This is a genomic window from Vibrio phycocola (assembly GCF_054404255.1).
The window spans coordinates 357,124-378,850 of sequence record NZ_JBTAMQ010000002.1 but is presented as its reverse complement, the minus strand read 5'-3'; the positions used below and the strand labels follow the sequence as shown (position 1 = coordinate 378,850).

Below are 21,727 nucleotides of genomic sequence, written 5' to 3'. Positions count from 1 at the left end.
CAAAGCCCTTTCATAAAACCATGGTTAGCGGTCGAAGTTTCCCGACCTAGCCGCTAGCCATACGAAAAAAGGATATACATTCATGCGATATTATTCAATATCTAATTTCGCAGCGTTAGCAGCTCGCAGAGGTTAGATATGACGCGAGATAGGAAACAAAAAAAATCTAAATTTATGGGTATTCCGCATTATGTTATGGATTCAGCTAGCTATGCGGAGCTATCAGGTAATGCAGTTAAATTGTTAACGCTAATGCTACGTCGTTACAACGGATACAATAATGGCAACCTAGTTGCTACGTGGGATTGTATGAAAGACTATTTTGGTAGTAATAATACTTTAAGGTCTGCATTAAAATCGCTACAGGATAACGATCTCATCGTTATAGCAGGAGTTGGAACCACGCAAAGAAAGGGTGGTAAGCCTCCAACTTTATTTGCTGTTACTTGGTATGGTGTCGATGAATATCAAGGTAAAGGACACATGAATTTAAAACCCTCAGCCAAGCCACTTAGAAGCGATTGGCGCCCGTTGTCACCTAACAGAACACACGGTGTAAAAATTGCACTAAACCCCCCTAGGTATGATGCAAAAACTGCACTAAACCCAGATAAATCGACAGATAGCAAGGTGCAAAAATTGCACTATACCCAACTAGCGGCAAATGGGTAGAAGTCAGTCATAGCAAGGGGTTTCGCCTTTTTTGTGGTTAAATTGATGAAAAAGAGGTTTGGTGCAAAAACTGCACTACTTTATATAAAGCCATATGTATAGAGATATGAGGTAGGTTAGTTATGTTTCAGGACGCTATAAAAAGTAAAAGCGAGCACCATAAATAACTCGAGAACTAAGAAAACCCTAACTTTGCTTACTATTTCGTATTGGTATAACTGTAAAATCTATTCATAGAAGCGTTGAAACTGATGTCAGCAAAGAGAACAAGACACTTTACCTATCAATACCGAACCATTAAACCCGATCAATTTAAGGCAGCAATCGAGGCTGGTGGATCATACTCTTTCCAATCCAAGGATTTAAGCCACCAACGTATTCAACTGGATAAAAGAAAGGTTGGATACGGTTATCGCCTGTATTTAATTTGTCCTTATTGCTCAAAACCGAGGACAGCCCTTTTCTACTTAAACAATTCTTTCGGTTGTCGTGTTTGCTTTAACCTTCATCATAAATCAAAAAGCCTTTCCGAAGCAGACCGCTTGCGCCATAGGATTATTAAGTTGAGAAGTGAACTGTGGCGGCAATGTCCCATTCATAAACATGATATTAGGAACATGTTCGAGACCTCTCTATATTGGTTGAAACCTAAAGGCATTCACTGGAAAACGTTTTATCGAAAGCGAGACAGATTAAGCAAGTTAGAAAGCCGGTATGTTCAGCAATTTATGATCCCCGAAATTGACAAGATGATAGGAAGTGTAAGGAGCCATAGAGCTAGGTTTGGTTCAAATTAGACACAAATACGAGTCTTTTAGTCATTAGATTAGTCATAGAGTAGAAACGCAAAAGGGTTAGCCGAAGCTAACCCTTTGCTGTATATGGTCGGACTGAGAGGATTTGAACCTCCGACCCCCGACACCCCATGACGGTGCGCTACCAAGCTGCGCTACAGTCCGATTTTCGTAATCTAACCCTTTTAAATCATGGAGTCAACTTCTAACAGGCTGATTTAATTATCTTTGCTATAGAATCGTTGTAGCTCGGTTAGCCCATGCATAAGCACTGGGAGTGTGGGGTTTTCATCCTTCAGGCGACGGTAATCTTGATCATAGACTTTAAAATTACCAAACTTGTCGACAACCGTTGTGTGATCTCCAGTGACTAATGCCATTTCTCGTGCATCTCCCGCTAAAATCCAACGACGGGATGTCTCATTAAATAAATTTCGGCCACTACTGTAGTCGCTAGGGTTAGATGAAACTCCAAACAACTCTTGCAATAACGATACTGAAAGATCGAGATGGCTAGAGCGATGCGTATAATTTGCAGCTACTTTTCCTGGCCAATGTATGATCATTGGTACTTGCAGTTGATACTGGCTGTAATTGGTATTTGATCCCCAAGAGTTAGTATTGGTTTCGTTGAACTCCATTCCATGATTGGAGGTAATAACGACGACCGTATTTTGTAACTCATTTAATTGAGCTAATAAATTGGCTAACTCTTGATCTGCCATCTTAATGGAATCGTCGTAGCTGGATTGTAGCTTCTCGACGGTTGTTTGAACGTCTGACGAATCGTTGATAGCGGCATAATTTTTTAAAGTGACTAATTCAAGATAACTAAACCAAGGTGTTGTCTGTTGTTTTTCCCAAGCCGCCCAAGCCTCGATTGAGGTTTGATCTTGGCTTTTTTGACCATTCTCAGGTAGTCGATTTAATGTCATCCCACGGAAGATAGTTTCGCTATAAATGGGGTCTGAGAAATTGTCACCACTAAATAAACCAAATTGGTAATCATTTTGTTCGAGCACATCAAAGAGAATTGGCAAACTACCTTGAACTTCGATACTACTCGCATAGCTGCTGGGCAGCCCATAAAATAAGCCAAATAGGCCAAACATGTCGTTGCTAGAGCTATAGTGATTAGAAAACCATTGATTTTTAGATGCATAGTTGTATGTCTCGGGCATCAATTCTTTGGTTATCTTATCTGCTCGGAGGTTATTCATACTTACGACCATAATGTTTAGCTTATTTGGACGACGACTAAACTCAATGGGCTCTAATGGATAATTTACAAGATTGACCAGTTCCGGATTCTCTTTAAGACGTTGTTCATATTCACCACGGTCAAATAAACCATGTTTTTCCATGAACCCTTTAGCTGTCATCGGGTAGGAGAGTGGGAAATTTGAGCGTTGACTTGTTACTGGTGAATAAAGCGAGGCATCGGACCACGAATAGATAATATGACTCGCGATAAAGCAGAGGAAGAATATTGCTGCTAGCGGACGGCCAATATGTTTGTGAGATAGTCTTCTTTGCTTTTTCCATACCCATTCTGATAAACCAACTTCCAATATGAAAATTGCCGGTATTAGGATAAACAAGCTGTGAAGATCATTTGAAAATGAAGAATCAGCATCACTAAAAAGGACTTCCCATACGACAGGAGTGATATGGAGATTGAGTGCTTGATAGGTTTGAGTGTCTATGAGGAGTAAGGTTAATCCAGCGGTCGCTAAGAAAATTGCGGCTATACGCAATAATTTTCTTGATGGAATTAAAAAGGTGAGTGGAAAGACAATTAAAAGGTAAATAGCAAAGACGAGAAACCCAAAATGGCCAACCCATGATACCGCTGAATAAATTTGTCCTAATACGCTTTCGGGCCACCCTGATTGAGCGATATAACGAGTACCAATTAACATCGCAGCAATGATGTTAAAGAAGGCGAACCAATGTCCCCATCCCACTAATCGTGAAACGCGCTCTCCGTAAGTGTTATCACTTTCAACCATGTCTTAACAAATTACCTGTGATTTAGTGGACAGAACTATCGATTGAAGAAATGAGTGCTTCAGCGAATTTTTCCGCAATAGCCTTACGTTGAGACGCGGCAACGTTTTGGTTAAGTACATTTGTTGCGATATTACCTGCAATCATAAGTACGAGTTCTGACGATGCATCGTGTTTATCAAACACAGAAGCAACTTCAGCGAGCATGGTTTCAATTTGTTGATCGCTATATTTCGATGTAATTGGCATTGTAAACTCTGAAGATGATAGAAAAACACCTAATGATACCCTAGTATAGCGTCTAACTGAAACCTCAACGACAACAAATTCACTATGAGCATGATCCTATCTAACGTTATTTTACACCAGTTATACAAAAACGAATCTGATGAACTAGTGGTGAAGCTTCGCGAGCATTCATTAAAGCACGATGCGTTTGCCGAAAATCTTGTTTCTGAACTGCATCGAGTGTTTAACGCCAAAGCGGCTAAAGGGTTTGGAGTGTTTAAGTCAGAAAGCAAATTTAAAGACTGGCTTGAAGAACTTCAAATTGGGGAACTATCGTTTCATGCTTTTTCCGAATCAAGCGTGAACAGTTTAAAACAGGAGCTGAGCAAATATCCATTTGCTGATGCAGGTATCTTGGTGATGGCACAATATCAATCACTTGCAACAGACTATTTGTTAATTGCTTTATTACCAACAAACCAAAGCTTAAAAGTCACAGAAGGGCTAGACATCAGTGCGACAGACTATCTTGATATCAATAAAATGGATATCGTCGCTCGTATCGATTTAACGACCTATGAAACAAATAGAGATTCAACACGTTACCTTTCGTTTATTAAAGGTCGAGTAGGGCGAAAAGTATCTGATTTTTTCTTAGATTTTCTACAAGCAGATGTGGGATTGGATTCAAAGCAGCAAAACCAGGTTTTAATGCAAGCGGTTGACGATTTTTGTAGCGATGCCAGCTTTGAAAAAGAAGAAGTTCAAGACTTTAAAAAACAAGTCCATTCATATTGTAATGAGCAACTTAAATCTGGCGATGAAGTTCAAATTAAAGAGTTGTCGTTAGAGTTACCGCCTTCAAAGGAAGGCTCTAATTTACATGAATACACCACTGTGAATGGTTATGAACTCGAGGAGAGCTTCCCGGCGGACCGCGCTATGGTTCGAAAGCTAACCAAATATGTTGGCGCTGGAGGGGGCATTAATGTTAGTTTTGACAGTAGCCTTTTAGGAGACCGTATTGTTTATGACCCAGAAACGGATACGTTAACGATTAAAGGGACACCACCAAACTTGAGAGAGCAACTTAACCGCAAAGGGTAGTGGCTCTTTTGAGTTATGCAATTTAATTATCTGTTGAGTAAAGGACATGAAATTGAAACGTAAAACACTACTTAGAACAATACTTGTGGTCTTTTTGTTTTGGTTTTTAGCGGTGGGAATTACTTATCAGTTAAACCGTTCAACTCACCAAAGCTATTCTTTAGCAAACCAACTGATAAATAAGCTTGAGTCAACTCGTACGCAACTTATCTTTCATACACGGTCACTTTCCTATTCATCCGCGCGTTTGGAAGAGGAGATCGAAGATATTCGGTCTCTGTTAAGTGCTCTTAAAATGACTCAAGATGAGAGTTTTATTAGCCTAGATTTTGAATATTTTATTTATTCAATTGGTGCGTATACGGACGATCTTGAACGGCTCTCAAAGATTAATATCGATTTACAAACTTTTGTAGAACAGCTTCATATTAAGCGTAAGAAATATAATCAAAATCCTGAATTGCAAGGATATTTTGACATGGTCGGTGCGACAGTTTTAGATTCTTTATACGCTAATCATGAAGAGAGCGATCTGAACTATCGAAAATTTGATCACCTTTATCAGCTGGGCACGTTACTGGATACCGAGGAAGCAACCGATCTTAATCAAAGTTTGGCATCGGCTAATGATGTCATAGCCAGTTACGTGAGAGCTGAAACACTCTTAGATCAACTTCTTGCTAACGACACATTTAAAGAGAACGAGAGAGTTGGAAATTATTTTCATACGATGTCGTTATTCTACAATTATGCCTATGCGACTTTGAGTTTCATTTTGCTAATCTGGCTTGTCATTATTGCTCGGAAACAATCTCGCTCTGAAGATTCGATTCAATTGAATGAGCCCGAAAAGCTCGTCGAAGATAGTACGGCTGATGCGATCGATATTAGTTATATGTCCAACCTACTTAACGACGATGCAGCGGTAGAACAATTGCTTAATGTCTTTATTCATGATCATCAAAATGATGCCATTAAATTCAAAGGCGCTATAGAGCGTTCAAATGAAGACGCTATTATTGTCGCTCACAGTTTAAAGGGAGTTGCGGCGAGTATTGGGGCTAAATTATTAAAAGAAAATGCAATGCAAATGGAAGCTATGCTAAAGCGAGGAATCAAGCCCACTGACACGCAAATCGAGGTACTGGAATTACGTTTACGTAACGCGATTATATTTGCGCGTAATTATGTGACAAAGTCGCCGCATAGCACTTAGCTTGCAACAAAGTTTAGTGTAGAATAATTCGACTTGGTATTGATAAGAGTCAGTGCTGAACAAGAGTCAAACTAGATATTATAATTTTAATCTTGAGATTTACCTTAAACAACTCATGGAAAGGTACTCATGAATTAAAATAACCATTGGAGAACGAGAGTGATGAGAGTTGGTTTAGTTGGGTGGCGCGGAATGGTTGGTTCTGTATTGATGCAGCGCATGGTCGAGGAGCGTGATTTTGACCATATTGAACCTGTGTTTTACAGCACATCACAGATAGGTATCCCAGCGCCAAACCTAGGGAAAGACGCTGGAATGCTACAAGACGCATTTGATATTGAAAGCTTGAAACAGCTCGATGCGGTCATCACGTGTCAAGGCGGTGGCTACACTGAAAAAGTCTACCCTCAATTGCGTCAGGCTGGTTGGAAAGGGTATTGGATTGATGCTGCTTCTACATTGCGTATGGCGAGCGACTCTATTATCACTCTTGATCCTGTTAACCTAACTCAAATCCAAGAAGGAATTCAGTCTGGTACCAATACATTTGTTGGTGGCAACTGTACAGTTAGTTTGATGCTCATGGGATTAGGTGGGTTATTCGAAAAAGGCCATGTTGAGTGGATGAGTGCTATGACGTACCAAGCTGCTTCAGGCGCTGGTGCTCAAAATATGCGAGAGCTTATTTCTCAAATGGGTGTGATTCACGATAGCGTTAAAGGTGAATTGGCAACCCCATCAAGCTCCATATTAGACCTCGACCGTAAAGTGGCTGAAACGATTCGTTCAAGTGAATTTCCTACATCACAATTTGGTTCACCTCTTGCGGGCTCATTGATTCCTTGGATCGATGTGAAACGTGAAAACGGCCAAAGTAAAGAAGAGTGGAAAGCGGAAGTCGAAGCCAATAAGATTCTAGGATCATCAGCTTCACCGATTGCTATCGATGGCACGTGTGTGCGTATTGGCGCGATGCGTTGTCACTCTCAAGCATTAACCATTAAGTTAAAGCAATCTATCCCAATGGATGAAATTGAAGAAATGATCGCTTCTCATAACCAATGGGTTAAGGTGATTCCAAACGATCGTGACATTACGGCTCAAGAGCTTAGTCCTGCGAAAGTGACAGGTACACTGTCTATCCCGGTTGGTCGTCTACGTAAGATGTCTATGGGTGATGATTTCTTAAATGCCTTTACCGTTGGTGATCAACTGTTATGGGGTGCCGCTGAGCCGTTACGTCGTACACTTCGTATTATTCTTGATTCTAAGTAAGTATTAGTGGTTCATCAGATTGACAAGAGCACTCTAGGGTGCTCTTTTTTATTGGACATAATAAAACTCAATACGATAAGAATCGCGATAAGGTAATAGTATGAGATGGAAAGGAAATAGAAGAAGTTCGAATATCGAGGATCGACGAAACAGTTCTGCTGTTGGTATCAGTGGAGCCCGTCGTGGAAGTATGGGAATGCTACTTCCGGTTATTCGAATACTCATTGGCACTAAAATTGGTCGTATTATTTTAGTGATTGGCGGCATTGCCTATGTTCTCGGGTTTAATCCAATGTCTCTATTGGGAGTTACAACTTCAACCAATACTCAAGCGAGTGTGAGTCATTCACAGCAAGATGATACCAATGCCCAGTTCGTTAGTGCAGTATTGGCTCAAACAGAAGATATCTGGACGAAGATATTTGCTCAACATGAAGCAGTTTACACCGAGCCAAAGTTAGTATTGTTCCGCAATGCGGTAAATAGTGGTTGTGGCTATGCGTCTTCGCAAACCGGTCCGTTTTATTGTCCGGCAGATCAAAAAGTCTATTTGGATTTGTCATTTTTTGATGAGTTAGCAAACCGCCATTATGCTCCTGGAGATTTTGCTCAGGCCTACGTAATTGCACATGAAATCGGTCATCATGTCCAAAACTTGGTCGGTACACTATCAGACGTACAAAATGCTAAGCAAAGCCTTTCAGAAACTCAAGATAATGCACTTCAAGTCAAAGTCGAATTACAGGCCGATTGCTATGCAGGGCTTTGGGCTTATTACAGCAAAAACGATTTTAACTCATTGGAAGAGGGTGATATTGACGAAGCACTAAATGCGGCCAGTGCTATTGGTGATGATACGCTGCAGAAAAAAATACAAGGCTATGTTGTTCCTGATGCCTTTACTCACGGAACCTCTGCACAGCGAATGGCTTGGTTTAAAAAAGGTTTTGAAAGTGGCCAACTAAAGGTTTGCGATACCTTTTAGTTGGCTGAGAACTAAAGCGAATTCTCCGATGCCAATTTGATATCAGTGATCTCTCATTACCGGGACCACTCGTTTATCGGGATCGGCTAATTCACTTCCACAATGTTTGCAGTGCATAGCATCCGTATCATGACCACTCAACGAGCAGTTAGGGCATTTGACTAACTGTTTATGAGCATTCATTTCTCCGCTTAACTCTGCAGTTATAATTCCCGTCGGTACAGCAATAATTGAATACCCCAAAAGCATCGTTAAGGAAGCTAATATTTGTCCTAATGCTGTTTGCGGGACCAAGTCGCCATACCCAACAGTGGTGATGGTAACAATAGCCCAATAAATACTTTTCGGAATACTGGTAAAACCATGCTCAGGCCCTTCGACCACATAAATAAGCGCACCAAAAATAGTGACTAAAACGAGCACGGCGGTAAAAAATACAAAAATTTTTCGTCGTGACGCCAATAGTGAGCGGAGAAGGATATTGGAGTCTTGTAAATAGCGAACCAGTTTTAATATGCGAAAAATTCTAAGAACTCGGAGTAAGCGAATCACGCTAATAAAATAGGCCGACGGAAAGATGAGAGAGAGATAAGTTGGCAAGATTGCAATGAAATCGATAATCCCATAAAAGCTTTTCGCATAGGATGCCGGCCTCGGAGAACAGTAGAGACGAGCAATATATTCTATTGTAAACAATCCAGTAAAAAGGTATTCAAAGTAGCGAAGTGTGTCATGCCAATCTTGGTTAATATCAGGTATCGATTCCAACACTAGGACAATGAGAGATGCGATAATTGTAGCGATTAAACATAGATCGAACATCTTACCAGCACGAGTATGAGTGCCAAAAATGATGATATAGAGTTGTTCACGTAAATTATGTTTCTTATTTGAATTGTCCAAAGCACGCCTCTACTTTTCTCGCTCTCTATGAGCGACATAACTTCCTTTCTCGCCTTCAGTTTATCATCAAAACAATTTAATTATTCTGTTTATAAATTATCAAATCCTAATTTTTATACTGTATAAATAGGAAATATGAGCACCACTGTCTGACTTATGCTGCATGGGCGCTAGTTGTATAACTGAAAGCTCTAATGTACACTTTTTTTTTGAGATAAATTAACTGGTCACTTTTTGATTCTTTTTTTTAGGCTGTTGATCTGCTGATTATAGGATGGACAGCCTGATTTTTCTTGTGTCTGGGTTTTATTTTTACTCTATTCTATATAAATAACAGTAGGTTGCTGCGTATATTGAGTGCTTTTACGTTATTTATTTTACAGGTCAAAATTAATTTTATTTATAATTTTGTATGATTATTTCCAAGTTATTGAAAATATTATAATTATTAATCCTGTTTTTAGATCAATTTTCGCTGTGATTAATTAGTTTTGCAGAAGTGATCTGAATCAATGTTTTCATAAATCGAACGACTATACTCATCCGTGAAAGCTATTTACTAAGTTAGATTTTTTAAATTTGGGCTTAACTCTACGTTTTCTCCCAAGACCGAAAACTGACTACTTAATAAAAAGTTTTTAATGTTTTTTAATTTAGGAGATTCAATATGCCTGTAACAAATTTGGCTGAACTTGATGCACTCGTAGCTCGCGTACAAGCGGCACAAAAAGAGTTTTCAACTTTTTCACAAGAACAAGTTGATAAAATCTTTCGTGCAGCTTCTTTAGCTGCTAACCAAGCCCGTATTCCTCTAGCACAACAAGCGGTAGCGGAATCTGGCATGGGTATCATTGAAGATAAAGTAATCAAAAACCACTTTGCTTCAGAATTTATCTACAACAAATACAAAGATGAAAAGACTTGTGGTGTTTTAGAAGAAGATGAAAGCATGGGCACAATGACCATTGCTGAGCCTGTTGGTATCATCTGTGGTATCGTTCCAACGACTAACCCAACTTCAACTGCGATCTTTAAGTCTCTTATTTCTCTTAAAACTCGTAACGGTATTATCTTTTCTCCACACCCACGTGCGAAAAACTCAACCAATGACGCTGCTAAACTCGTTTTAGATGCAGCAGTTGCGGCAGGTGCGCCTAAAGATATTATCGGCTGGATTGATCAGCCTTCAGTTGAGCTTTCAAATGCTCTTATGAAGCACGATGGTATTGCACTTATCCTTGCAACTGGTGGTCCAGGCATGGTTAAAGCCGCATACTCTTCTGGTAAGCCAGCTATCGGTGTTGGTGCGGGTAACGTTCCTGTTGTTATCGATGACACTGCTGACGTTAAACGTGCAGTTGCTTCTGTTCTTATGTCTAAAACATTCGATAACGGCGTAGTTTGTGCTTCTGAGCAGGCTGTCATCGTAATGGATGAAGTGTATGACGAAGTTAAAGAGCGTTTTGCGTCTCATAAAGCGTATGTATTAAGCAAAGCTGAAGCTAACAAAGTTCGTAAAACGATTCTTATCGACGGTGCACTAAATGCGAAAATCGTTGGTCAGCCAGCTTGCGCTATTGCTGAAATGGCGGGTGTTACTGTTCCTGAAGATACTAAGATTCTTGTTGGTGAAGGCCTTGGTAAAGTTTCTTATGATGACGAATTTGCCCATGAGAAACTATCACCATGTCTTGGTATGTTCCGTGCTGACAGTTTTGAAGACGCTGTGGCTCAAGCGGTAACAATGGTCGAAATCGGTGGTATTGGACATACATCTGGCCTTTATACTAACCAAGATGTTAATGCTGACCGTATCAAGTACTTCGGCGATAAACTAAAAACAGCTCGTATTCTTGTAAACATCCCAACCACTCACGGTGGTATCGGTGACCTTTATAACTTTAACGTTGCACCTTCTCTTACTCTTGGTTGTGGTTCATGGGGTGGTAACTCTATCTCAGAGAACGTAGGTCCTAAACACCTAATCAACAAGAAAACTGTAGCGAAGCGAGCTGAAAATATGTTGTGGCACAAACTACCTAAATCAATCTACTTCCGCCGTGGTAGCCTTCCAATCGCACTTAGCGACCTAGAAGGTAAGAAACGTGCATTCCTAGTTACTGACCGTTTCCTATTTAATAATGGTTACGCAGATGAAATCGTTGATTTGCTAAAAGCACAAGGTATCGAAGTTCAAACATTCTTCGACGTAGAAGCGGATCCAACGTTGTCAGTTGTTGAGAAAGGTGCTGCTCAAATGCAGAGCTTCCAACCTGACGTAATTCTTGCTCTAGGTGGTGGTTCACCAATGGATGCTGCTAAGATCATGTGGGTAATGTACGAGCACCCAGAAACAGCATTTGAAGAATTAGCAATGCGCTTTATGGATATCCGTAAACGTATCTTCAAATTCCCTAAAATGGGTGAGAAAGCAGAACTTGTATGTATCACTACAACATCTGGTACTGGTTCAGAAGTAACGCCTTTCGCTGTTGTTACTGACGATAAAACAGGTGCTAAGTACCCACTTGCGGACTACGAACTAACTCCACAGATGGCTATCGTTGACGCGAACTTAGTAATGAATATGCCTAAGTCTCTAACCGCGTTTGGTGGCTATGATGCCGTAACTCACGCTCTAGAAGCTTACGTTTCAGTTCTTGCGAACGAATACTCTGATGGTCAAGCTCTGCAAGCACTTAAGATGCTTAAAGAATACTTACCTTCAAGCTATGCGAATGGTGCAAATGACCCAATCGCACGTGAGAAAGTACACAATGCTGCAACGATCGCCGGTATTGCATTTGCGAACGCATTCCTAGGTGTGTGTCACTCAATGGCACATAAAATTGGTAACGCATTCCACTTACCACACGGTCTTGCTAACGCATTACTTATCTCTAACACTGTTCGTTATAACGCGAATGACAATCCAACTAAGCAAACTGCATTTTCTCAGTACGATCGCCCACAAGCGCGTCGTCGTTATGCTGAAGTAGCTGACCATTTAGGTTTGTCACAAGCTGGTGACAATACTGCACAGAAAATTGAACGTTTACTTGCATGGTTGGATGAGTTGAAGAAAGACCTAGATATTCCAATGTCTATCAAAGAAGCTGGCGTATCTGAAGCTGACTTTATGGCTCAAGTTGACGCAATCTCTGTTGATGCATTTGATGACCAATGTACTGGTGCTAACCCACGTTACCCATTAATCTCTGAACTTAGAGAAGTTCTGATTGATTCTTACCATGGCGCACCATACGTTGAAGGTGAAACTTACGAAGGTACAACTGTTATTAAGAAAAAAGCAGACCAAGTGGCAAAACCAGCTACTAAAAAAGATAAAGCGAACGCTTAATAATTAATAGCTTTATAAGTAATTCTTAGTTAAAAACCCCAGCCATTGGTTGGGGTTTTTTTATGTCTTTGCTACTTAGTTATCTAATAGGAAACATGAGCCAAAAGGTTGTGATGTCATGGTTGGCTTTAATGAATGGTTTGAGTTGAATTGAGTGGTGTTTGTAATGCGTCAGGTACCAATATATAAAAGAGGATAGTATTTGAATATTGGTTCTTTTTGAGCGTAACAAAAAAGCGTGACTCTAAGGTACTAGGGCGGAAGAATCATAGTAAGAAAAAGCCCAGAGCATAATGCTCTAGGCTTTTAGAATTGGCTCTAATGTAGCTCAAAGAAAATCACTTATTTAGGCAAGAACATCGGTTGCCACTTTATAAGATGGATCTTCTTTAACATTGATTTCCACAAGGCTGCCCGCTTTATTGAGTAGCTTGCGGCAATCTGGGCTTAAATGACGTAGATGAAGCGTTTTACCTAACACGGAATAACGCTCTGCTAGGGTTTCGATTGCCTCGATTGCAGAGTGATCGGCAACGCGTGATTGCCCAAAATCGACAATGACTTCTTTCGGGTCATCTTTGGCGTTAAACAATTCAAGAAAGTTTGCGGTTGAACCAAAGAAAATTGGACCATGGATGACATATTCTTTTGAACCATCTTCATTATTTTTGCTGGTCGCATAGATGTGTTTGGCATGATCCCATGCAAACATAAGAGCAGAAGTAATAACACCTACCGCAACGGCAATGGCGAGGTCGGTAAATACTGTTACAACGGTAACTAAAACGATGACAAAGAAGTCTTTCTTTGGAACGCGGCGAGCAAGCTTAAAGGTTGCCCATTCAAACGTACCAATTACAACCATAAACATAACACCGACAAGTGCCGCTAATGGAATCATTTCGATAAGAGATGAGGCAAATAGGATAAAGAACAGTAACATCAAGGCAGCAACGATTCCTGAGAGTCGTCCGCGTCCACCGGAGTTAATGTTGATCATCGATTGACCAATCATTGCACAACCACCCATTGCGCCAAAGAATGAACAAGTCACGTTAGCAAGTCCTTGACCGACACACTCTTTGTTAGCACGTCCTCGTGTATTGGTCATTTCATCAAGTACCGTTAAAGTAAGCAGTGATTCGATAAGACCAATTGCCGCTAAAATAACAGCGTAAGGTAGGATGATGATTAAGGTTTCTAAATTGAATGGCACCATTGGAATAGAAAAGCTTGGAAGATCGCCAGCAAGAGTTGCAGATGCATCCCCTGACATCGTACGTAAGAAATCAACCACAGTACGAGTTTCCAACCCAAATAAATGAACTATTAGTGTCACTGTCGCTATCGCAGCGAGTGAAGAAGGGATAGCAGAAGTAAACCTTGGAAGAAAATGAATGATCGCCATTGTGAGCAATACTAAGCCCAACATTAATACCATATCGCCAGTCGCAAGCCATTCAAACGATGTACCCGATGCGTCAGGGACTTTGAACTGACCAAGTTGCGCAAGGAAAATAACAATGGCTAATCCATTTACAAATCCAATCATTACAGGATGAGGTACCATGCGAATAAACTTACCTAGGCGAAAAATACCCGCTGAAATTTGGAGTAATCCAGCGAATAAAATAGCGGCAAATAGGTATTGAACGCCATGTTCGGCAACAAGAGCAACCATGACAACAGCCATGGCACCTGTCGCGCCAGATATCATGCCTGGGCGACCGCCGAAAACGGAGGTAATTAGCCCAACGATAAATGCGGCATATAACCCTACCATCGGGTCAACACCAGCAACGAATGCAAATGCAACTGCTTCAGGCACTAGCGCAAGTGCTACCGTGAGGCCCGAGAGGACATCGTTTTTAATTGATTGTTGTGAAGTTATAGAGTTATCTGCCATGATTATTTCAAATAGTTAAGTGAGTGTAATTGCCGACGCAAACTTAATTTGAGACACCTTTGTAAAATAAAGAATAGGTGAATGTGTAATTAGGTAAGTGGGCGTAAGATAGAAATGCTACAGAAAAGTGTGATGTAGTTCAATAATCACTCAGTTCTTATATTATTTTAGTACAAAATAAGAGCAACCCTAAGGTTGCTCTTATTAATATAACTTGAACCCCTTTAGCTTAGAACGCTTGAGGTTTAGTCATTCCTGCGCTTGCTTTGTTGGTGGCCGTCTGGCTACCAGCTCCAAGTGGTGTGTAGCGATCTTCCTTAATTGGAGCGGCCACAATGGTTATTTCTGCTAATTCAGTTGAAGACGCCGGAGCTTTTGTCATTGCTGCACTTGCTTTGCCTTTCACAGTATTTGTTAGCCCAGATAATAAAGTTTCATCCGCAGGCGTTACTTGTACTGGTTCAGCATGTTCTGACGTAACTTCAGAATCAACGTTAGTGACAACAGTTTCGATCGCTGGTTCGGTTTTAGTTTCGACAGCGACCGTTTCTTCAACAATTAGATCTACTGCTTCTTTCTGTGATGAGATAATCACTTTACCCATTGCCATTTCAGGGCATGCAACGCCACCAATATTAGAAGCGATATCTAATACTGGCGTCTCAGACAGAGCAACAGCTGTTGAGTCTTCAACTTTTGGTTTAGAAGTCTTAACCGTTAATCCATAACTTGGCATCACTTTACCCATTGCCATTTCTGGCGAGGCAACACCGCCTTTTCGAAGTCTAAATGGGTTTGGAGCACGCTCGCGTCCGCGACGACGACGTTGACCATTGGCACGAAGGTGGCGAGGAGAACGACGATTGCGACGCTGCTTATTTGCGTTACTGTCTGTATTTCCATTATCTGCAGTTTGTTCAATTGCATCACTATTTTCACTCATTTCTTGAGCTACAATTTGTGATACAGCTTCAGCTGCGATACTTCCTGGTGCGGTGATTGGAGCTAGGCTGTCATCTACCTCAGAAGTATCTTTGGTTCGAATTTGCTTGGTTAATTTACGGCGTTGACGACGCTCTTTTACCGTATTGGTCTTGTCACGATTCTGTTGCTTCGGCTTAGACGTCGTTTCTTGCTGAGCTTCTTGAGCGACTTTTTGTCCCTCCTGAGCAACTTTCTGATTCTTATCTACGCTTGTTTTGGTATTACGTTCTTGGCGTGGTTTCCGAGTACGTCTGCGAGTATTACCATTATCTTTACGTTGATTTTCTTCAGAGTCATTCTTTGGTGTCGACGAGTCATTCACAGAGCTAGCACTGCGATTGTCTTTTTGAGGTTTATTGCGACGACGGTCTCGTGACTTGTTATTCTTCTGATAGGAATTTTTGGATTCCTGAGGTTTGTTTTCTTCTTGTGTAGCAGGTTCTTTGTTGCCTGTTGAACCAGCAATGAGAGCACCTAGCGCTGCAAATGCGCCTGATATCATACTAAATATCGAAGGCTTATCTTCGGTACTTGAGTTCGATGGAGCCGCGGCTGGTTTTTCAGCAGGTGAAGGTGCTGCGTTTGATGATGCAAACCCTTTTAATACCGGCTCTTCAATACGACGCGGCTTAATATCAACCTCAACCATATCTTTGCTCTCAGCTTCACGTAAACTGTCGAGTTTCTTAGGTACTAGATACGACAACATTTCTTGCTCTTCGCCTTCTCGAATGCGAATAACTTCAAAATGAGGCGTTTCCATATCAGCGTTAGGTACAACAATGATATTGACTTCTTGAGCCCGTTCAATGTGATTTATAGAGCGGCGTTTTTCATTCAATAAGTAAGATGAAATTGGAACCGGAACAACCGCTAAGACTTGAGTCGTATTGTCTTTTAAGGCTTCTTCTTCAATGAGTCTAAGGACAGAAAGTGCCAGTGATTCATTATCTCGAACTACACCAGTACCTGTACAGCGTGGGCAGATGTGGTGACTCGCTTCGGCAAGCGATGGGCTCAGACGCTGGCGAGACATTTCTAATAATCCGAAACGTGAAATTCGGCCGATTTGAATTCGAGCTCGGTCAAGGCGAACCGCTTCACGTAAGCGACTTTCAACAGCACGTTGGTGACGAACTGGAGTCATGTCGATAAAGTCGATTACTACTAAGCCACCTAAGTCACGTAGACGAAGTTGACGAGCAATTTCATCGGCAGCTTCCAAGTTAGTGTTATAAGCGGTTTCTTCAATATCGCCGCCCTTTGTAGCACGAGCAGAGTTGATATCGATGGAGGTTAGGGCTTCTGTTGGATCAATAACGATCGAGCCACCAGAAGGTAAACGCACTTCACGTTGGAAAGCCGATTCTATTTGGCTTTCAATTTGGTAATGGCTGAATAGCGGAACTTCACCATCGTATTTTTTAACACGACTAACAAAGTCAGGTCGAACCAAACGAATATGCTCAAGAGCGCGTTCATAAATCGTTGTGCTATCAATTAGGATTTCACCAATGTCGCGACGTAGGTAATCACGAATTGCACGGACAATTACATTGCTTTCCTGGTGTATTAAAAATGGGGCAGAGTTGGAATCAGAAGCACCTTTAATTGCGCCCCAGTGATTTAATAAAACACTTAAATCCCATTCGAGTTCTTCAGCTGACTTACCAACACCGGCAGTACGAACAATTAAGCCCATTCCTTGTGGAAGTTTGAGAGAGCTAAGAGCTTCTTTTAGTTCAGTACGCTCATCACCTTCGATACGACGAGAGATTCCACCTGCGCGGGGATTATTTGGCATTAGAACCAAATAGCTGCCTGCAAGAGAGATAAACGTTGTTAAAGCCGCGCCTTTGCTGCCGCGTTCTTCTTTTTCTACTTGAACAATAACTTCTTGGCCTTCACGAAGTACTTCTTTAATACTTGGTCGACCTTGGTAGGTATATCCTGCAGGAAAATATTCTTTGGCAACTTCTTTTAGAGGAAGGAATCCGTGACGTTCAGCACCATAATCAATAAATGCGGCTTCTAAACTAGGTTCAACACGAGTAATACGGCCTTTATAAATATTGGCTTTTTTGGACTCATGTCCTGGGCTTTCGATGTCCAAATCGAAAAGGCGCTGGCCATCGACCAGCGCGACACGCATCTCTTCTTTTTGAGTTGCGTTTATTAGCATTCTTTTCATTTAAAATCTCGTTATATTTCTTTGTTTTGATTATTATTCTCGTTGCTTTTTATTCTCTTCATGGTGTCAGATCCCATGGCTATTATTTACAGCCTCTCGGCTGGAGGGATGCACTATTTGGACACACCAGTTACCACAAAGGATTTCTCTGTGACCCGTAATGTAACGGAGATTACTCGGCATGAAGAGATGTTGAGTAGAGCAACAAGAAAACTCGCTTTCTAATATGTCTTATGCCGTTTGCTGCATATAGAACGCGCCTGCCTACTCAATATTTTTGTAAAAAACGAAGTGGACGAACAAATAACATCACACCCTTTATTACAATTATGAACTATAGCAGTGGACAGGGGATTGGGCAATCAGCTTTATGGAATTAGCCTTGTTTTAACGGGTTATATAACGAATAATAAAGCTCTTGGCCAGAATTCTACGCCTAATGGGTGTTTTTCTAAGAAATGATGAGATGATTCCTTGAGCAAATCTGGGTATTATTGCGTTCACTTCAGCATCAGTGGTTAAGGATTTTCACTTTCCCTGAATATTCGACCACACTCTAATTTAGTAGCACATTATGACTCAAATAAAAACAGAAGTTCGGTTTGTCGATATCGATGATGATATGGCTGGTCAACGTATTGATAACTTCTTACTCAATCAGTTAAAGACGATCCCAAAAAGTGTCGTTTATCGGATAGTACGTAAAGGTGAAGTGAGAGTTAATAAAAAGCGAATCAAGCCCGAATATAAACTTCAAGCTGGGGATATGGTTCGCATTCCACCCGTAACAATTGAACAATCTAATGATGTATCTACTGCTGCTTTGAATCCAAAATTGCAAAAAGTAGCCCAATTGGAATCCTGTATTCTACATGAAGATGAACATATTCTGGTATTGAATAAACCGTCAGGTATCGCAGTTCATGGTGGCAGTGGTTTAAAATTTGGTGCGATTGAAGCGTTACGCGCATTACGCCCACAAGCCCGATTTTTAGAATTAGTTCATCGTATTGATAGAGATACCTCAGGAATTCTATTGATCGCGAAAAAACGCTCAGCGTTACGCCACCTTCAAGCACAATTTCGAGAGAAGACGGTCCAGAAATACTACTTTGCTTTGGTTATGGGTAACTGGTCACCTAGCAATAAAGTTGTAAATGCCCCTTTATTGAAGAATGACGTAAATAGTATTGTACGTGTAAACCCAAAGGGTAAGCTTTCTGAAACCCGCTACAAAGTAATAGAAGGGTTTTCTCAAGCAACTCTCGTTCAAGCCAGTCCAATTACTGGACGAACTCATCAAATTCGAGTTCATTGTCAGTATAATGGTCATCCTATTGCGTGGGACGACCGTTATGGTGATCAACGCTTTGACGCTTACACCTCACAATTCGGTTTACAACGACTATTTTTACATGCGGCGAATATTCGCTTTATTCACCCTGGTAGCAATGAAAAAATGGAAATCAACGCTCCTCTCGAGAATAAACTCGAAAAAGTGCTTTCTGGATTACGTCGAGAGAAATAGTTAGTTTTCGATATTGATTGGTATGTCACCATTATTAGGGTCGTTAAGTTAGAGAACTTGCCACCCTTGCTTATGTAACATATCAATTAATGTGATCAGCGGTAATCCAATTAAGCTATTTGGGTCTTTGCCCTCTAAACGTTCGAACAATGCTATGCCTAACCCTTCACTTTTAAAACTACCAGCACAATTTAGAGGCTGTTCTTTTTCAACATAGTTAACGATGGCTTGATGTGAGAGTGAACGAAAATGCACATCGAAACGTTCAACTTCAATGTCCGTTGTTCCAGTAAGCGAATTGAACAGTGCAAGGCCAGTATAAAAACTCACGATTTTGCCTTGCTGTGACTTTAGCTGCGCAATTGCGTTTTCTGTGGTGTGAGGCTTTCCAATAATTTGTCCATCAACGACACACACTTGGTCTGAACCAATAATTAGGCTGGGTGTTTCGACGACACAACTCTGTGCCTTTTTTGCCGCGAGTCGTGCAACGAGATCAGAAGCATCTTCACCTGAGTAAGGTGTTTCATCGCAAATGGGGTTGATGCATACAAACGGAATATCAAGTTTTTCTAAGATCGATTTTCGATACGGAGAAGTTGAAGCAAGAACGAGTTGGAATGATTTCATAATAGTAGAAAAAGGTCGTCTAATTAGTCGAAGTTAAATATAATCGTCACCAGTAAAACACAGCTTGGTGGAAAAGGAAAAAAAACTAACTTTTTTCCCTTTTTCTTTGACTAAATTTGATTTGGAAGATAATATTCGCGCCCTATGCAAAAGGTAAAAATACCGCGAACGGTAGATCCAGCGAAAGCTGCTCAAAAGCGCCTTGATTATGAAGGTATAATTCAAGCCAGTCTTTTGAAGCGTTTATTGGAATCTGTCGAAGACGTAAAACGCGACGCAGAAGTCTCTTTGAAATTTGGGATGGATGAGCAGCGACTTGTTGTTATCTCTGGTAAAGCTAACATCGATGTCGACTTGGAGTGTCAACGTTGTAATGAGGTTTTCGCACATAGTTGTGAAGTCAGCTTCATCTATACTCCTGATAAGGATAATAGTGAAGAGGAAACACCGGAAGAGTACGATTTGGTAGATCTGAACGAGTACGGTGAATTAGACCTTATACAATTAGTTGAAGACGAGTTCATCTTGGGATTACCCCAAATAGCAATGCATGATGAAGCGGATTGTAGCGTTAATTCAGACAATATGGTTTTCGGGGAACTTCCAGACGATGTCGAGGAAGACAAGCCAAATCCATTTGATGTTTTAAAAAGCTTAAAGCGTTAGTTACATCGTTAAGCATTAATACTTATAGGAGTAGGGTCAATGGCCGTACAAAAAAACCGTAAAACACGTTCTAAGCGTGGCATGCGTCGTTCACACGATGCGTTAACTACAGCAGCTCTTTCTGTAGACGCGACTTCAGGTGAAACTCACCTACGTCACAACATGACTGCGGAAGGTTACTACCGTGGTAAAAAGGTTATCGAAAAGTAAGGTTAACCTTTGCAACATTTAACCGTTGCACTTGATGTAATGGGCGGGGATTTTGGTCCTCGCGTAACAGTGCCTGCCGCCGTGCAGGCATTGTCGCATTTCCCAGAACTAAAAGTGATTTTAGTTGGTGATAAGACCGACGTTACCACACAACTTTCGGCGTTAGGCTACGCGGAAGGATCTTCAGCCCGTGCTTCTTTAGCCGAACGGTTACAAATTCAACCCAGCGAGCACGTCATTTCCAATTCAGCCAAGCCCTCATATGCACTCCGACATTCTTCAGGAACGTCTATGGCATTAGCTATTGATCTTGTGGCTAAAGGAGAAGCACAAGCATGTGTTAGTTCTGGTAATACTGGTGCGTTGATGGCATTGTCTCGTTTTCGTTTGAAATTGTTACCGGGAATTGACCGACCAGCATTAGTTTCAGCTTTACCAACGATGGCCGGAAACAAAACTTGGTTACTTGATCTCGGTGCGAATATTTCTAGTGATGCTGATTCTCTATTTCAGTTTGCTGTAATGGGAAGTGCGTTGGCGGAACAGCATTTAGACAGGCCACCACGAGTCGCTATACTTAATATTGGTGAAGAAGAAATTAAGGGTAATGATGTCGTCAAGCGTTGTGCTGAAATGTTGAAAACAACCGACTCGATTAACTTCATTGGTAACATAGAAGGTAATCAAATATTGAGCGATGAAGCCGATGTTGTTGTTTGCGATGGATTCGTTGGTAATGTCTGTTTGAAGACATGTGAAGGAACAGCTCAACTTTTTATCGATAAGCTAAAGCAGGCTATGTTTAGTTCATCGATAAAAGGTTGGTTTGCTAGGTGGTTGTTTTCAGACCTATTTAGTGAGCTGAAAACGTTGAACCCCGACCAGTATAACGGTGCAAGTTTGCTAGGATTGCGTGGCATTGTGGTAAAGAGTCATGGCAGTGCAGATACTACAGCCTTACTGAACGCAATTAGCGAGGCCGTACACGAGGTCAACAGACAGGTTCCCAGTCGTATTAGTGATCGCTTAGAAGCGGTATTACTCGAGAGGCGTTATTAGTC

At 41.1% G+C, this 21,727-nt stretch carries 16 protein-coding genes and 1 tRNA gene; 10 read left to right on the top strand and 7 right to left on the bottom strand.

The window, feature by feature from the left end; translation table 11 throughout:
* Positions 1–138: 138 nt before the first annotated feature.
* Positions 139–672 carry a hypothetical protein gene (locus tag ACXJY6_RS05370; protein ID WP_458767644.1) on the top strand — a complete coding sequence of 178 codons (534 nt, stop codon included), beginning with the start codon at positions 139–141 and terminating at the stop codon, positions 670–672.
* A gap of 882 nt (positions 673–1,554) precedes the next feature.
* Here the strand turns inward: ACXJY6_RS05370 and ACXJY6_RS05365 are convergent.
* From ACXJY6_RS05365 to ACXJY6_RS05355, 3 genes are all read right to left on the bottom strand, one after another.
* Positions 1,555–1,631: transfer RNA gene (locus ACXJY6_RS05365), tRNA-Pro, on the bottom strand.
* 53 nt (positions 1,632–1,684) lie between these two features.
* On the bottom strand, positions 1,685–3,478 hold the full coding sequence (locus tag ACXJY6_RS05360) for a DUF3413 domain-containing protein (protein WP_458767643.1): 1,794 nt from the start codon (positions 3,476–3,478) through the stop codon (positions 1,685–1,687).
* A 22-nt stretch (positions 3,479–3,500) separates the two neighbouring features.
* Positions 3,501–3,725, bottom strand: a complete 225-nt coding sequence (locus tag ACXJY6_RS05355; RefSeq protein WP_456050914.1) for a DUF1414 domain-containing protein — start codon at positions 3,723–3,725, stop codon at positions 3,501–3,503.
* 84 nt (positions 3,726–3,809) lie between these two features.
* Between ACXJY6_RS05355 and yejK the strand changes: the two genes are divergently transcribed.
* The 4 genes from yejK to ypfJ all read left to right on the top strand — a co-directional run bounded on the left by yejK (position 3,810) and on the right by ypfJ (position 8,287).
* On the top strand, positions 3,810–4,811 hold the full coding sequence (gene yejK, locus ACXJY6_RS05350; RefSeq protein ID WP_456050915.1) for a nucleoid-associated protein YejK: 1,002 nt from the start codon (positions 3,810–3,812) through the stop codon (positions 4,809–4,811).
* A gap of 46 nt (positions 4,812–4,857) precedes the next feature.
* A complete protein-coding gene (locus ACXJY6_RS05345; RefSeq protein ID WP_458767642.1) occupies positions 4,858–6,027 on the top strand; it encodes an Hpt domain-containing protein in 1,170 nt (389 codons plus the stop codon).
* A 162-nt stretch (positions 6,028–6,189) separates the two neighbouring features.
* Positions 6,190–7,302, top strand: a complete 1,113-nt coding sequence (asd, locus tag ACXJY6_RS05340; RefSeq protein ID WP_456051065.1) for an aspartate-semialdehyde dehydrogenase — start codon at positions 6,190–6,192, stop codon at positions 7,300–7,302.
* A gap of 100 nt (positions 7,303–7,402) precedes the next feature.
* Positions 7,403–8,287 (top strand): KPN_02809 family neutral zinc metallopeptidase, encoded by an 885-nt coding sequence (gene ypfJ, locus ACXJY6_RS05335; protein ID WP_458767641.1) that lies wholly within the window; start codon positions 7,403–7,405, stop codon positions 8,285–8,287.
* A gap of 42 nt (positions 8,288–8,329) precedes the next feature.
* Here the strand turns inward: ypfJ and ACXJY6_RS05330 are convergent, their stop codons facing one another.
* Entirely contained in the window at positions 8,330–9,190 is an 861-nt protein-coding gene (locus ACXJY6_RS05330) for an ion transporter (protein ID WP_456050918.1), read from the bottom strand.
* Positions 9,191–9,857: 667 nt separating this feature from the next.
* Between ACXJY6_RS05330 and adhE the strand changes: the two genes are divergently transcribed.
* Entirely contained in the window at positions 9,858–12,551 is a 2,694-nt protein-coding gene (gene adhE, locus ACXJY6_RS05325) for a bifunctional acetaldehyde-CoA/alcohol dehydrogenase (protein WP_456050919.1), read from the top strand.
* Positions 12,552–12,897: 346 nt separating this feature from the next.
* On the opposite strand, the gene ACXJY6_RS05320 is transcribed toward adhE, so the two are convergent.
* Entirely contained in the window at positions 12,898–14,457 is a 1,560-nt protein-coding gene (locus ACXJY6_RS05320) for a SulP family inorganic anion transporter (RefSeq protein ID WP_456050920.1), read from the bottom strand.
* A 229-nt stretch (positions 14,458–14,686) separates the two neighbouring features.
* Positions 14,687–17,632 carry a ribonuclease E gene (rne, locus tag ACXJY6_RS05315; protein WP_458767640.1) on the bottom strand — a complete coding sequence of 982 codons (2,946 nt, stop codon included), beginning with the start codon at positions 17,630–17,632 and terminating at the stop codon, positions 14,687–14,689.
* A 574-nt stretch (positions 17,633–18,206) separates the two neighbouring features.
* Here rne and rluC point away from each other — a divergent pair.
* A complete protein-coding gene (rluC, locus tag ACXJY6_RS05310) occupies positions 18,207–19,160 on the top strand; it encodes a 23S rRNA pseudouridine(955/2504/2580) synthase RluC (protein WP_458767639.1) in 954 nt (317 codons plus the stop codon).
* A 48-nt stretch (positions 19,161–19,208) separates the two neighbouring features.
* On the opposite strand, the gene ACXJY6_RS05305 is transcribed toward rluC, so the two are convergent.
* The gene (locus ACXJY6_RS05305; protein WP_458767638.1) at positions 19,209–19,790 is read right to left on the bottom strand and encodes a Maf family protein; all 582 of its coding nucleotides are present in this window, start codon (positions 19,788–19,790) and stop codon (positions 19,209–19,211) included.
* 144 nt (positions 19,791–19,934) lie between these two features.
* Between ACXJY6_RS05305 and yceD the strand changes: the two genes are divergently transcribed.
* The 3 genes from yceD to plsX are packed head-to-tail and all read left to right on the top strand — an operon-like array spanning position 19,935 to position 21,725.
* Entirely contained in the window at positions 19,935–20,456 is a 522-nt protein-coding gene (yceD, locus tag ACXJY6_RS05300; RefSeq protein WP_456050924.1) for a 23S rRNA accumulation protein YceD, read from the top strand.
* A 39-nt stretch (positions 20,457–20,495) separates the two neighbouring features.
* On the top strand, positions 20,496–20,666 hold the full coding sequence (rpmF, locus tag ACXJY6_RS05295) for a 50S ribosomal protein L32 (RefSeq protein ID WP_456050925.1): 171 nt from the start codon (positions 20,496–20,498) through the stop codon (positions 20,664–20,666).
* A 9-nt stretch (positions 20,667–20,675) separates the two neighbouring features.
* Complete coding sequence (plsX, locus tag ACXJY6_RS05290) at positions 20,676–21,725, top strand: phosphate acyltransferase PlsX (protein ID WP_458767637.1); 1,050 nt, start codon at positions 20,676–20,678, stop codon at positions 21,723–21,725.
* Positions 21,726–21,727 lie beyond the last annotated feature (2 nt).